14 protein-coding genes and 1 tRNA gene are annotated in these 12397 nt (G+C 28.6%); 9 read left to right on the forward strand and 6 right to left on the reverse strand.

Annotated elements, in window-relative coordinates; translation table 11 throughout:
- Positions 1 to 153 precede the first annotated feature (153 nt).
- A tRNA-Arg gene (locus ACNSOS_RS06385) sits at positions 154 to 230 on the reverse strand.
- Between the two features lie 44 nt (positions 231 to 274).
- Positions 275 to 1150 carry a menaquinone biosynthesis prenyltransferase MqnP gene (gene mqnP, locus ACNSOS_RS06390; RefSeq protein ID WP_418184623.1) on the reverse strand — a complete coding sequence of 292 codons (876 nt, stop codon included), beginning with the start codon at positions 1148 to 1150 and terminating at the stop codon, positions 275 to 277.
- 76 nt (positions 1151 to 1226) lie between these two features.
- Between mqnP and ACNSOS_RS06395 the strand changes: the two genes are divergently transcribed.
- The 8 genes from ACNSOS_RS06395 to ACNSOS_RS06430 all read left to right on the forward strand — a co-directional run bounded on the left by ACNSOS_RS06395 (position 1227) and on the right by ACNSOS_RS06430 (position 7550).
- Positions 1227 to 1424 carry a hypothetical protein gene (locus ACNSOS_RS06395; protein ID WP_418184624.1) on the forward strand — a complete coding sequence of 66 codons (198 nt, stop codon included), beginning with the start codon at positions 1227 to 1229 and terminating at the stop codon, positions 1422 to 1424.
- Positions 1421 to 2296 (forward strand): tRNA (adenosine(37)-N6)-dimethylallyltransferase MiaA, encoded by an 876-nt coding sequence (miaA, locus tag ACNSOS_RS06400; protein WP_418184625.1) that lies wholly within the window; start codon positions 1421 to 1423, stop codon positions 2294 to 2296. The genes ACNSOS_RS06395 and miaA overlap by 4 nt, the downstream gene beginning before the upstream one ends.
- Positions 2297 to 2374: 78 nt before the next feature.
- Entirely contained in the window at positions 2375 to 2578 is a 204-nt protein-coding gene (gene rpmE / locus ACNSOS_RS06405; protein WP_113894602.1) for a 50S ribosomal protein L31, read from the forward strand.
- 9 nt (positions 2579 to 2587) lie between these two features.
- Entirely contained in the window at positions 2588 to 3409 is an 822-nt protein-coding gene (gene rsmI, locus ACNSOS_RS06410) for a 16S rRNA (cytidine(1402)-2'-O)-methyltransferase (RefSeq protein ID WP_418184626.1), read from the forward strand.
- A complete protein-coding gene (rlmB, locus tag ACNSOS_RS06415) occupies positions 3406 to 4095 on the forward strand; it encodes a 23S rRNA (guanosine(2251)-2'-O)-methyltransferase RlmB (protein WP_418184627.1) in 690 nt (229 codons plus the stop codon). The genes rsmI and rlmB overlap by 4 nt, the downstream gene beginning before the upstream one ends.
- 15 nt (positions 4096 to 4110) lie before the next feature.
- Positions 4111 to 4917, forward strand: coding sequence for a hypothetical protein (locus tag ACNSOS_RS06420; protein WP_222718418.1), 807 nt, complete (start codon positions 4111 to 4113; stop codon positions 4915 to 4917).
- Between the two features lie 4 nt (positions 4918 to 4921).
- A complete protein-coding gene (locus ACNSOS_RS06425; RefSeq protein ID WP_418184628.1) occupies positions 4922 to 6133 on the forward strand; it encodes an LL-diaminopimelate aminotransferase in 1212 nt (403 codons plus the stop codon).
- Positions 6134 to 6287: 154 nt separating this feature from the next.
- A complete protein-coding gene (locus ACNSOS_RS06430; protein ID WP_418184629.1) occupies positions 6288 to 7550 on the forward strand; it encodes a homoserine dehydrogenase in 1263 nt (420 codons plus the stop codon).
- A 5-nt stretch (positions 7551 to 7555) separates the two neighbouring features.
- Here the strand turns inward: ACNSOS_RS06430 and ACNSOS_RS06435 are convergent, their stop codons facing one another.
- A complete protein-coding gene (locus tag ACNSOS_RS06435; RefSeq protein WP_418184630.1) occupies positions 7556 to 8626 on the reverse strand; it encodes an isochorismatase family protein in 1071 nt (356 codons plus the stop codon).
- Positions 8627 to 8743: 117 nt separating this feature from the next.
- On the opposite strand from ACNSOS_RS06435, the gene ACNSOS_RS06440 reads away from it, so the two are divergent.
- Positions 8744 to 9052 (forward strand): MerR family transcriptional regulator, encoded by a 309-nt coding sequence (locus ACNSOS_RS06440; RefSeq protein ID WP_418184631.1) that lies wholly within the window; start codon positions 8744 to 8746, stop codon positions 9050 to 9052.
- Positions 9053 to 9082: 30 nt separating this feature from the next.
- On the opposite strand, the gene ACNSOS_RS06445 is transcribed toward ACNSOS_RS06440, so the two are convergent.
- The 3 genes from ACNSOS_RS06445 to ACNSOS_RS06455 all read right to left on the reverse strand — a co-directional run bounded on the left by ACNSOS_RS06445 (position 9083) and on the right by ACNSOS_RS06455 (position 12328).
- On the reverse strand, positions 9083 to 9646 hold the full coding sequence (locus tag ACNSOS_RS06445; protein WP_418184632.1) for a YceI family protein: 564 nt from the start codon (positions 9644 to 9646) through the stop codon (positions 9083 to 9085).
- A gap of 305 nt (positions 9647 to 9951) precedes the next feature.
- On the reverse strand, positions 9952 to 11943 hold the full coding sequence (locus ACNSOS_RS06450) for a TonB-dependent siderophore receptor (RefSeq protein ID WP_418184633.1): 1992 nt from the start codon (positions 11941 to 11943) through the stop codon (positions 9952 to 9954).
- 178 nt (positions 11944 to 12121) lie between these two features.
- A complete protein-coding gene (locus tag ACNSOS_RS06455; protein ID WP_418184634.1) occupies positions 12122 to 12328 on the reverse strand; it encodes a hypothetical protein in 207 nt (68 codons plus the stop codon).
- Positions 12329 to 12397 lie beyond the last annotated feature (69 nt).

Genomic DNA, 12397 nt, shown 5'->3' on the forward strand with positions numbered 1-12397 from the left:
TAATGAAGATTATCAAAACTACTTTTAAGTGTAACTTATTTTGGATACAAATTTAATAGAATTATTGAATATATATTATTTTTTGACACCAAATCGGCACCGAAAAAAATTTAATTGATTTGAAGATTATAAATAGCGAGTTCGATATTCTAATGGTACGCCTGGTAGGAGTCGAACCCACAACCCCTCGGGTCGAAACCGAGTATTCTATCCAGTTGAACTACAGACGCACTAAAAATTAGGACTGAAGTCTATCCTAATTTTACTTAAAATTTTAAAAGAAAGTTTTATCCAAAACTATTAAAAATAAAAAAACTATTCCTAAATATCCATTGACAGTAAAAAAGGCTCTATCAATTTTTCTAAAGTCTTTTGAAACTAAATAGTGTTCATAAGATAACATCAAAGCACTTATTAATACAGCTAAATATGCAAAATATGAGCTTTGTGAATATATGATGAATAAAAGCCAAAAAATAACTGTTAAAAAATGAAATAACTTTGATAAATTCATAGTTTTTTCCACACCAAAAATTGATGGAATTGAGTGAAGTCCTAGTTTTTTATCTACATCAATATCTTGTAAAGAGTAAAGCAAATCAAATCCAGCAACCCAAAACATAACTCCAGTACTCAACATAATAACCCAAAAAGGTATAGTTTCACTTACAGCAACTACTCCAGCAATAGGAGCTAATGCTAAAGAAATTCCTAAGATAATATGAGCAAGATATGAAAATCTTTTAAAATATGAGTAAGAACCAATTATTATTAAAATTGGTACTGATAAAATCAAAGCCAAATTATTTACAAAATATGCAACAATTATAAAACCCAAAGCATTTGCAAAAGAGAATAAAAACATAGCTTTAGGAGTTATTCTCCCATCTACATTTGGACGATTTGAAGTTCTTGGGTTAAGAGCGTCGATATCTCTATCCATAAAACGGTTAAAGCCCATAGCAAAGTTTCTAGCAGTAATTGCAGCTAAAATACCTAAAACAAAAAGTTTAAATCCAAACCAAGCAGAACCATTTATTTCATCAGAAGATACAACCATTGCTATAAAAATAAATGGCAATGCAAAAACAGAGTGTTGAAATACTACAAGTTCACTAAAATCTTTTATTTTTTTTATTATTTTTTCCATGGCAAAAATTTTATCTAAGATTAATTAAATTAAAGCTTTTTGGGTTATAATCAAAAAATCCCAAAAAAGAGTTATTATGAAAAACTATATGTTTATTATTTTTTTTGTTGCCTTTTTTTCTGCTTGTTCTACAAAGATTGATAGGTCAATAGAGCAATCAAACGTTAAAGATGTTTCAGAACTTATCTTACAACTAGCAGAACAAGAAAAAAAGATAAACGATATTATAAAAGACCTTGAACAATGTAATGCTACTAAAAAGAAAGAAGAATGAAAGAAATAGCAATCATTGGAACAACAGCTTCTGGTAAAACTTCTCTTTCTCTTGAAATTGCTTCAAAAACAAACTCTATTATCTTATCTTTAGACTCTCTTTGTGTTTATAAAGAAATAGATATTGTTAGTGCAAAACCAACAAAAAAGGAAATAGGGGATATTGTACATTTTGGAATAGATGAAGTTTATCCAAATGAAAATTTTGATGTAGTTGAATTTTTAAACTTGTATAAAAAAGCTAAAAAGTTTGCAATAGATAATGACAAAAACCTTATCATTGTCGGTGGAACTGGATTTTATCTAAAGGCTTTAATTGATGGAATTAGTATAGGAGTTGATTTAAAAGAAACTTTTAATATCAATATAGAAGAAACTTATGATTTTCTTTATAATTTAGACAAAGAGTATATGCAAAAAGTAGAAAAGAATGATAAATATAGAGTTGAAAAGGCTTATGCTATATACAAACAAACTAGTTTAACACCAACACAGTTTTTCTTACAAAATCCCAAAAACCCAATAGCACCAAATTTAAAAATATTTGAAATTTTATGGGAAAAAGAAGAGCTTCAAAATAGAATAAGTCTAAGAACAAAACAGATGATAAAAGCTGGGCTAATAGATGAAATAATATATTTAGAAAAAAAGTATAATAGAAGTCCAAATTGTATGACAAGTATTGGTATAATTGAAACTTTACAATTTTTGGATGGAAAAATTTCAAAGCAAGAATTAGAAGAAAAAATCATCTTAAATACTATGAAATTAGCAAAAAGACAAAATACTTTTAATAAAGGACAATTTGAAAATAAAACTTCAAATATAATTTCTAGCTTAAATTCAGAGATTGTTAAGTATTTTTCGATATAATCGCAAGTTCAAAGTTTGATAAAGGACTTGCGAAGACTCGCTCTTTTATCATTCGCTAATTTTTAAAAGGAAAATGGAATGAAAAAAGATATTCATCCAGATTACAAAGTATGTCAAGTTTCTTGTGCATGCGGAAATAGTTTTGAGACAAAATCAAATGTTGAAGCTTTAAGAGTTGATATTTGTTCATCTTGTCACCCATTCTTCACAGGAGAGCAAAAACTTGTTGATGCTGCTGGAAGAGTTGAGAAATTCAAAGCTAAATATAATATGGCAAAATAGTACAATATTATGTTGTGCTTAGTTCCAACACCAATAGGAAATCTTGAAGATATTTCCCAAAGGTCTTTAAAAATCCTATTGGAAGCGGAACTAATTTTTTGTGAAGATACAAGAGTTACAAAAAAGCTTCTAAATCTTTTAGGAGAGAGAAATAACTTAGATTTTTCAAACAAAGATTTCAAATCTTTTCACTCTCACAATGAAAATCAAATTTTACAAAGTTTAGATAAAAATACTTTTTCTAAAAATGTTGTTTATGTAAGTGATGCAGGAATGCCATGTATTAGTGATCCTGGTGCAACTTTGGTAGATTTTTGTATAAAAAATGATATTTCTTATGATGTACTTCCAGGAGCAAATGCAGTTTTAACAGCTTTTGCTATGAGTGGATTTAAAAATACAGAATTTACTTTTTATGGTTTTTTAGATCATAAAGGTGCAAGTAGAAATGCAAAACTTGAAGATATTTTAAGTAGCAATAAATTGGGTATTTTATACGAATCTCCACACAGACTTTTAAAACTTCTTGAAGAGTTAAAAAACAAAGATGAGAATAGAACAATATTTTTAGCAAAAGAGATATCAAAACTTCATCAAAAAACTTATAAAGATAGTGCAAAAAATCTTTATGAACTTTTTTTGAACATTGATATAAAAGGTGAGTGGGTTGTTGTGATTGAAGCAAAAGAACAAATTGGTTTCAATCTTGAATTAGATGATATTATGCCTTTAGATATAGCTCCAAAAGTAAAAGCAAAACTTATTGCAAAGCTTACAGGTTCTAGTGTAAAAGAGGTTTATCAAGAATTATTGGATAAAATCGAAAAATGATAATATACGGAAAACAGATAGTTTTATATGTGCTAGACAAACACCCAAATTTAGTAGAAGAGGTTTTTTTATCAAAAGAAGTTGATGGTAAACTATTCTCAAGATTTGTTAAATTGGGTAAAAAAATTCATAGAGTTGATAATCAAAAAGCTCAAGCTTTAGCAAAAGGTGGAAATCATCAAGGGCTTATTTTAAAGCTTAGTGAATATGAGTATACTTCATTGAAAGAGATAAAAAATATGAATTTTATCTTAGTTTTAGATGGAGTTACAGATGTTGGAAATATTGGTGCTATAAGTAGAACTGCTTACTCTTTAGGTGTTCAAGGACTTATAGCTTCAAATATAAAAACTATAAACAACTCTGGAACAGTAAGAACAAGTGCTGGGGCATTACTTGATTTACCATTTTGTATTCATCCAAGAAGTGTAGATTTGGCAAGTGAACTAATAGATGCTGGATTTACTTTAATTGGTGCAACAATGGATGGAATTGATCTTAAAAAATATGGAAAAATAGAGAGTAAAGATAAAGTTGCTCTATTTTTAGGTAGTGAAGGAGAAGGTATTTCTCCAAAAGTTGCTAAAAAACTGGATTTAAAAGTATCTATAAATATGGAACGTGAGTTTGATTCATTGAATGTATCAGTAGCAGCTGGAATATTAATATACAATTTAAAAAAATAAATGATGGAGAGTATTATGAAAAAGATATTATTAAGTATTGCTTTATGTATAGGTTTAAATGCAGACATTAACCAAGCAGTACAAGGAATAGTAGGTAATTCAGAATATAATACTCATAGAAATTTAATAAATCACGTTTTCAAAAATGAAAGTAATTTTTATACAAATGGAAGCCTAGATTATACAAAAGTATCTCAAGCACTCCAAGGAAATAATCTTTTAAAATTAAATCTAGGATCTACACAGACTATTGATGTTACATTTATCTTCAATTCAAATCCTAAAATTTCGTTTAGAAATATAAATGATATTTTAAAAGCTATTGGACAACAAAATTTTATAACTACAAATCAGGTTTCATTGGATAATCAACTAAAATGGAGTATAAAAGTACAAACAGCAGCCGCCATAAACCCTCTCAGATTATCTCAAGAATTACAAAATACCAATAGTAAAATCGTAGATATAAAAAGAGAGGGCAATAATAAATGGAGTTACTATATAGACTCTAGTAAATCTTCAATCTACAAAGCTGAAGATTTAGTTACAAAGGCTTCAACAACATTAAGAAAGCCTATAAAACCATACATTATTGAAATAGCAAATACAGATAAATTGGCTATAAGTTCAAATAATGGAAGTAATTGGTATCCAAGTATTACTTTTTATGATAATGATTTTGGTGTAATTGAAGTTTTTGAAGATAGTACTTTGCATAAAAACCTAAAAGTTGATGTGCCAAATAATACACGATTTATAAAAATTGATGATTTTTATGCCCTAACAAATATAAAAAATGGGCTTACAGTTACGAAGGAGTAATAAAATGTTTCCAGAAATTGAATTTGAACGAATGAAAAGACTTCCAAACTATGTATTTGCAGAAGTAAATGCTATAAAAATGGAAGCAAGAAGAGCAGGTATAGATGTAATAGATTTTTCTATGGGGAATCCTGATGGTCCTACACCAAAACATATAGTTGATAAATTAAAAGATGCAGCAACAAAACCAAAAAACTATGGATATAGTGCAAGTATTGGTATATATAAATTAAGACTTGCAATTTGTAATTGGTATAAAAGAAAATATAATGTAGATTTTTTAGACCCAGATAAACATGCTTGTGCAACAATGGGTTCAAAAGAAGGTTATGTTCATTTAGTTCAAGCAATAGTAAATGTTGGAGATGTAGCTGTTGTTCCAGATCCAACTTATCCAATTCACTCTTATGCATTTATGCTAAATGGTGCAGCAATTCATAAATTTGAGTTGGTATTTGACAATGAGTTTAAAGTAGATGAAGAACTTTTCTTTAAAAACTTGCAAAAAACAATAGATGAATCAATTCCAAGAGTAAAATATGTAGTTGTAAACTTTCCACATAATCCAAGTTGTGCAACTGTAACACCAGAGTTTTACACAAAATTAGTAAATATGGCAAAAAAAGAAAGATTTTATATAATCTCTGATATTGCTTATGCTGATATTACTTTTGATGGATATAAAACTCCATCTATTTTTCAAGCTGAGGGTGCGTTAGATGTTGCTGTTGAGTGCTTTACTTTAAGTAAATCATACAATATGGCTGGTTGGAGAGTAGGTTTTATAGTTGGAAATGAAAAATTAGTTGGTGCATTAAAAAGAATTAAATCATGGCTTGATTATGGAATGTTTGCTCCAATTCAAATAGCAGCAACTGTTGCTTTAGATGGTCCACAAGATTGTGTAGATGAAATAGTTTCTAAATATGAAAAAAGAAGAGATGTTATGCTTAAAACATTTGCCGAAGCTGGTTGGATTATGGATAAACCAAATGCTTCAATGTTTATTTGGGCAAAAATACCACAAAAAGCTCAACATTTAGGAAGTTTAGAGTTCTCTAAACAGCTTTTAAGAGAAGCACAAGTAGCAGTTAGTCCTGGTATTGGTTTTGGACATTATGGTGACCAATATGTAAGAATTGCTCTAATTGAAAATGAAAAAAGAATTAGACAAGCTGCAAAAAATATAAAGAAATATTTAAAAACATTAGAATAAATAAGGCTTTTTTCTCTTGTGCTTTAGCACTCTCTTTGAGAAAAGCCCTTTAGAATTTTTGCTACTTTTTAGAAGATTTTAAATCTTCGTTAAAAAAGTAGAAATATATGAGTACGGTTCCTTTTAGATGGGAACCATTTAAAAGGAAGTCAATATGTTAAAAGTTGGAATTATTGGAGTTGGAACAGTTGGAACTAGTGTTGCAAATATTTTAATAGATAATAAAAATATTATAACAGCACGAGCTGGAGTTGAGATTGTTCCAACTATTGGAGTAGTTTCAAACTTAGACAAAAAAAGAGATGTTAGTATCAAACTAACTACAAATCCTGATGAAGTGTTAAATGATGAATCAATCGATATTGTAGTTGAATTGATGGGTGGAATTGAAAAGCCTTATGAAATTGTAAAAAAAGCTTTAGAAAATGGAAAAGCAGTAGTTACTGCAAATAAAGCTTTATTAGCTTATCATAGATATGAACTTCAAGAGTTGGCTAGTGATACACCTTTTGAATTTGAAGCAGCAGTTGCTGGTGGAATTCCTATAATAAATGCTTTAAGAGATGGTTTAAGTGCAAATCATATCCAATCTATTCAAGGTATTATGAATGGAACTTGTAATTTTATGCTTACAAAGATGATAAATGAAGGTGCAAGTTATGATGATATTTTAAAAGAAGCTCAAGATTTAGGTTATGCTGAAGCTGATCCTACTTTTGATGTTGGTGGTTTTGATACTGCTCATAAACTATTAATTCTTGGTTCTATTGCTTATGGTTTGGATATAAAACCTGAAGATATTTTAATCGAAGGTATTCAAAATATAAAACAAACTGATATAGAATTTGCAAAAGAGTTTGAATACAATATCAAGCTTTTAGGAATTGCTAAAAAAGTAGAAAATCAAATTGAGCTTAGAGTTCATCCTGTTTTAATACCTCAAGAAAAAATGATAGCAAAAGTTGATGGTGTTATGAATGGTGTTTCTGTTGTTGGAGATAAAGTTGGTGAAACTATGTTTTATGGAGCTGGAGCTGGTGGAGATGCGACAGCAAGTGCTGTTATAGCAAATATTATAGATATTGCACGAAAAGGTAAAGGTTCTCCTATGCTTGGATTTGAAAAACAAGTAGGATTAAGACCAATTTTAATGCCAAAAGATGAGATAAAAACAAAATACTACTTAAGACTTGAAGTTGCAGACAAATCTGGAACTTTAGCTAAAATTGCGAAAGTTTTTGGTGACAATGATATATCTATTGAAAATATGATGCAAAAAGCTAAAAAAGATGAAAAAGCAAATTTACTTCTTACAACTCATACTTGTATTGAGAAAGATATTTTAAAAGCTATAAAAGAACTTGAAAACTCTGGTGTAGTTCTTAAAAAACCAGCTATGATAAGAATAGAAGATTAAATCTTCTACTCTTTTTCGTACAAATACTCCAAAAGTGCAGTATCTTTAAAAAATTGATATTTTTTAATCAAATTATCTTCAATATCTATTAAAGCCATAAAATCTGTTTCATATATCTCTTTACTTTTCAATATTTCATATTTTAGGTAACCTTTCACAAATACACTATTTTTATTTTCTCCAATACTTTGGATTTTAAAATCTAAAGTTTTATAATATTCATTTAAATGAGTAAAAAACTCTAATAACTCTTTTTTATTACTATATTTTCCATATAGCTCTGGCAAAGTTGGGCTAGTTTCTTTTACAGCTAAATACTGTATATTTTCATCAACTAAAGATAAAGCTTGATTTATATCTTTTTTTCCTAAAGCTTTATAAAAACTATTTACAATCTCTTTTTTATCCTTAGATATTTTTGAATTTATAAAATTCTTTGTAGAAATATTTGCTCCGAAGTGATGAACAATATTTTTTATAAAAAACTCTTTTTCTTCTTTTGTAAAACTACTTGTTGCATCATCAATCACAATAGAGTTATATCCTTTATCGTGAGCTTCTCTAAAAGTTGATTCTACACAAACATTTGTAGCATAACCTGTCATATACAAAGTTTTTATGCCATTATTTCTTAAAATTGAATCTAAATTTGAACCAGCAAAACCACTAGCACCCAATCTTCCACTTACTACAAATTCATTTTCTTTTGGGGCAAAATCCTTATGAAAATCTTTACTTTTTCCTTGCCAAGTCTTAACTTGTGGAATAACTGCTCTTAATCCATATTGCCCATCTCCAAACTCTTTATAGTCATCACTTAAAATCAAAGGTATATGAACCACTTTCATACCTATTTTTCTTGCAAATTCTAAAGCAATTTTTGAGTTTTTGATAGACTCTTCAAACTGCTTTTTATCTTTCATAAGCTTGTAAAGTTTAGAATTTTCATCTAGCCACTCATTTTGGTACTCAATTAGCACCAAAGCTGAATTTGATATATCAATCTCTTCAATTTTTATATCCTTTGAATAAAGATTTAACACTAAAAACAGTGTTACTAAAAATACTTTTGTCATATTATCTTCCTTTTTTGTAGATTAGTTGCAATTAATGTATGGGATTATCAAACAATTAACCTTAATTGTAGATTAATTACAAAATATGTATAATTTTCTACAATTTAAGGAGATAAAATGTTTGAAGATTTATTTGACCCAAACTTAGTATCAAAACTACTAGTAACTATTGGTGATGTTGCTGAAGTTACTGGTATTCCACAAAGAAAACTTCGATATTGGGAAGAAAAAGGGATTATTCAGTCATCATGTCAAAAAGATGGAACTACTAGAAAATTTGACTATTTAAACATAAAAAAGATACTTTTGATAAAGGAGTTACTTGATGAGGGTTTTACTTTAGAAACTTCTGTTAAAAAAGTAGAAGAGAGAATCGAAAATCTACAAAATGCTTTTAGTAAATTACAAGAAAGGCAAGAAAACTAAGGCAAAATGCCTTAGTTTAAGATTTTGAAACTATTTTTTTTCAGCTTCAACATCTACTTTTATTTTTACTTCCTCACCAACTGCTACACCACCAAGTTCAACAGCTTTGTTCCATTTTAAATCGAAATCTGTTCTGTTGATTTTACCTTCAAGTGCAAAACCTACTTTTTTACCTAAAACTGAAATATCTTCAACTTCTAAAGTAACTGGCTTTGTAATACCTCTAATAGTTAGATTTCCTGTCATTTTTCCATCATCACCATCTGCTTTGTATGAAGTCATTTCAAAAGTCATTTTTGGGAATTTATCACTAGCAAAAAAGTCATCACTTCTTAAGTGGTCATCTCTTTTTTCAATCCCTGTATCAACAGATTTTGTTTCTACTGTTGCACTAAATTTTTTGAAAGTTTTTGTTGCTTCATCAAAATCAATATCTGCATCATAAGCTTTGAAACTACCATGAACATTTGTAATCATCATATGTTTTACAGTAAAACCAACATTTGAGTGAGCTTTATCAACTCCGTATGGAGCTGCACTTAGTAATCCAGCTGTTAATACCATCGCACTTGTAATTTTTGTCATTAAATTCATAATATCTCCTTTGTTAAATAGATTCATATATTTTATTTGGATAAAGTTAATACTTAATTAATCTTAATTATTTCAAATAAATCTATATCTCTAACTATGGTTAGAAATTTATCTCAAGCCTTACATATCACCATAGAAACTTTGATAAAACCTATATAAATTTTATACCATTAAGTATGAGTTTCAAAGTAAAAAGGAAAGTATATTTTTTGTATCGAAATTTTAATCTCAAAATTAAATAAATACTTTGAAACCCATGCTTAAAGATATTATGGAGCTGGGACTAAAGTCCCAGTTCCGAAAAATTAAAATCTCATATTCATAGAAAATAAAAATGTTCTTGGAGTTCCTACCACATTTCCACCAGTTGCCCAACCTAATGAGTGATAATATTCTTCATCAAATAAATTATAAACATTTAATAAAAAATCAAGATTCTTACTATATTGATATTTTGTATTCACTCCAACTGTATAATATCCACTTTGTTTTATCTTATCAAAACTATTTGATTTGATATCATTTTGAGCATAGATATTTGCTCCAATTATCCACTTATTGAAATCAGATGGTAATCTATATGTAGTTGATAGTTTAAATTGATGTTTTGGTAAATTAAAATCAAAATTTTTGCCTATATTACTTTTATTTACATCTTTTGTATATTCTGTTTTTACATAAGTATATCCCGCAACTAATTGCCAGTTATCAGTAATTGCTCCACTAATTTCTGTTTCAAAACCTTTACTTTCAACTTCTCCAGATGCTCTTTTACAAAATCCACCCGTAGTTCCAGGGCAAGGATTTGGTCCATCTAAATCATCTGTTGCTCTATTTTGTTGTTTGATTAAAAATGTTGATAAATTTGCATTTAATGCCCCATCAAAATATTCACCTTTTATACCAGCTTCATAGTTTGTTCCAGTAATTGGGTCTAATAAATTTCCACTTTTATCTATATTATTTTGTGGTTGAAATATTTCTGTCCAACTAGTATAAATAGAGTGATTATCATCTAAATCATAAACTATTCCAGCATAAGGAACAACTTCTGCTGTTGCTTTATATGATGATTTGTTTTTTTTATCTTCATTTTCATACCAACTTAGCCTTGTTCCCAAAATAAGATTTAAAGAATCTGCTAAATTCAATCTAGTTGCTAAATATGTACCTTTTTGAGTAACTTCTGAATGTAATAGCCATTTAGTCATATCAATATTTGGTTTTGATACAAGTGAAGAATTCCAATTATATGGATTTACTAAAGGTCCATTTGTTGTCCAAGCATAATCAGACCAACCTCCCCAATTTTTATTTTCAAATTTTTTATAGTCTGCACCAAGCATTAATTCATGATTTCTTCCAAATAAAGAGTATGGTCCATTTAATGATACATCATAAGAATCTTGTTTATTATCAAGTTTATATCTTTGAGTATTTTGATATAACTCTCCCGAAATTCTACTAAATCCTGAAAACATTATATCTTGCTCTGGTCTTTTCCAATTTCCTGCTAGTTTTACTTTCCAGTCATTATTAAAGTTATATTCTAATTCTGAAAAAACTGTTTTATCTGTTTGTTTCCAATAATCAAAGTCATTTGACAAATTTGTTTTTCTACTTACATCTAAGAAACTTCCATCTGCATTTGTTGGTAATCTGTTATCTCCTCCTGTATTATCAACTTTTCTATAATGAAACCCTAAAGTTGCTTGAAGATTATCAGTTATATCAGCTTCTACAACACTATAAAATTGATAGTTTTTATGTTCTGCTGTATCATAAAACATATCTGTATCTTGAGCCGTTATAACTGTCCTAGCTCTTATAGTTTTATCTTCATTTAATGCCCCACCAATATCAAAAGTTCCTCTAAAGTTATCATAACTACCATAACTTAGACTGGCATTTCCTTTAGTCTCTTTTGTTGGTTTTTTTCTTACTAGATTTACAGTAGCTGATGGTGTTCCTGTACCAGTTGTTAGCCCTGTTGCTCCACGAACTACTTCAACTCTATCATAAATATCTAAAGAGTCATTATCAGAATTTAATGTTCCATTTGCACCAGTACTTGTAGGTACTCCATCTAATAAAATATTTGATATTTCAAATCCTCTAGCACTAAAACTTCCAGAATCTCCAACTAAATAACCTTTATCCATAACAATACCAGTTATGTTTTGCATAGCATCATCAAGTGTTGTATATCCAAAATCTTCTATTTGCTGTCTAGTCATAACACTAACTGATTGTGGAGTATCTCTTTGTGATAGGTTTAGTTTTGTTGCTGTGTTCATTCTTTCTGTTGTATATGAACCAGTTCCTTCTGTTGTATTTAGTGAAACTTCATTTACAGAGATTTCATCTAAAACAGTAGTATTACCAAAGTTTTGATATTTTGGTTTTTCTATTATGTAAATTATGCTATCTTCTTCGATAGCTTTGAGATTATGTTCTTCTAGTACGCTATTTAGATTACTTAATACCGTACCCCCCCCCGAAACTCACTTTTTCTGAATCTACTATCTTATTTTTTAAATCTTTTGATTTTGAAATATATGTTACATTATATTTCTTTACTATATTCTCTACTGCTTCTTGCAAACTTATCTCTTTTGCATTTAACATTGTTCCACTTAACATCAATGATGTTACAACTGACATGAAAACTTTGTTTTTCATCCTAAATCCTTTGTATTAATTTTGAGAATTTGTTTCTCTATATAGTAAGACGATTTAAATGAAAAAAAT

The organism is Aliarcobacter vitoriensis (assembly GCF_048320235.1).
Classification (GTDB): Bacteria; Campylobacterota; Campylobacteria; order Campylobacterales; family Arcobacteraceae; genus Aliarcobacter; species Aliarcobacter vitoriensis.

What these genes read in the sequence shown, in the direction of transcription:
- ACNSOS_RS06450 (WP_418184633.1), bottom strand. Translation starts at nt 11,943, where the DNA reads ATGAACACAGCAACAAAACTAAACCTATCACAAAGAGATACTCCACAA.
- ACNSOS_RS06430 (WP_418184629.1), top strand. Translation starts at nt 6,288, where the DNA reads ATGTTAAAAGTTGGAATTATTGGAGTTGGAACAGTTGGAACTAGTGTT.
- ACNSOS_RS06435 (WP_418184630.1), bottom strand. Translation starts at nt 8,626, where the DNA reads ATGACAAAAGTATTTTTAGTAACACTGTTTTTAGTGTTAAATCTTTAT.
- rsmI (WP_418184626.1), top strand. Translation starts at nt 2,588, where the DNA reads ATGTTGTGCTTAGTTCCAACACCAATAGGAAATCTTGAAGATATTTCC.
- rlmB (WP_418184627.1), top strand. Translation starts at nt 3,406, where the DNA reads ATGATAATATACGGAAAACAGATAGTTTTATATGTGCTAGACAAACAC.
- miaA (WP_418184625.1), top strand. Translation starts at nt 1,421, where the DNA reads ATGAAAGAAATAGCAATCATTGGAACAACAGCTTCTGGTAAAACTTCT.
- mqnP (WP_418184623.1), bottom strand. Translation starts at nt 1,150, where the DNA reads ATGGAAAAAATAATAAAAAAAATAAAAGATTTTAGTGAACTTGTAGTA.
- ACNSOS_RS06395 (WP_418184624.1), top strand. Translation starts at nt 1,227, where the DNA reads ATGAAAAACTATATGTTTATTATTTTTTTTGTTGCCTTTTTTTCTGCT.
- ACNSOS_RS06425 (WP_418184628.1), top strand. Translation starts at nt 4,922, where the DNA reads ATGTTTCCAGAAATTGAATTTGAACGAATGAAAAGACTTCCAAACTAT.
- ACNSOS_RS06440 (WP_418184631.1), top strand. Translation starts at nt 8,744, where the DNA reads ATGTTTGAAGATTTATTTGACCCAAACTTAGTATCAAAACTACTAGTA.
- ACNSOS_RS06455 (WP_418184634.1), bottom strand. Translation starts at nt 12,328, where the DNA reads ATGAAAAACAAAGTTTTCATGTCAGTTGTAACATCATTGATGTTAAGT.
- rpmE (WP_113894602.1), top strand. Translation starts at nt 2,375, where the DNA reads ATGAAAAAAGATATTCATCCAGATTACAAAGTATGTCAAGTTTCTTGT.
- ACNSOS_RS06420 (WP_222718418.1), top strand. Translation starts at nt 4,111, where the DNA reads ATGAAAAAGATATTATTAAGTATTGCTTTATGTATAGGTTTAAATGCA.
- ACNSOS_RS06445 (WP_418184632.1), bottom strand. Translation starts at nt 9,646, where the DNA reads ATGAATTTAATGACAAAAATTACAAGTGCGATGGTATTAACAGCTGGA.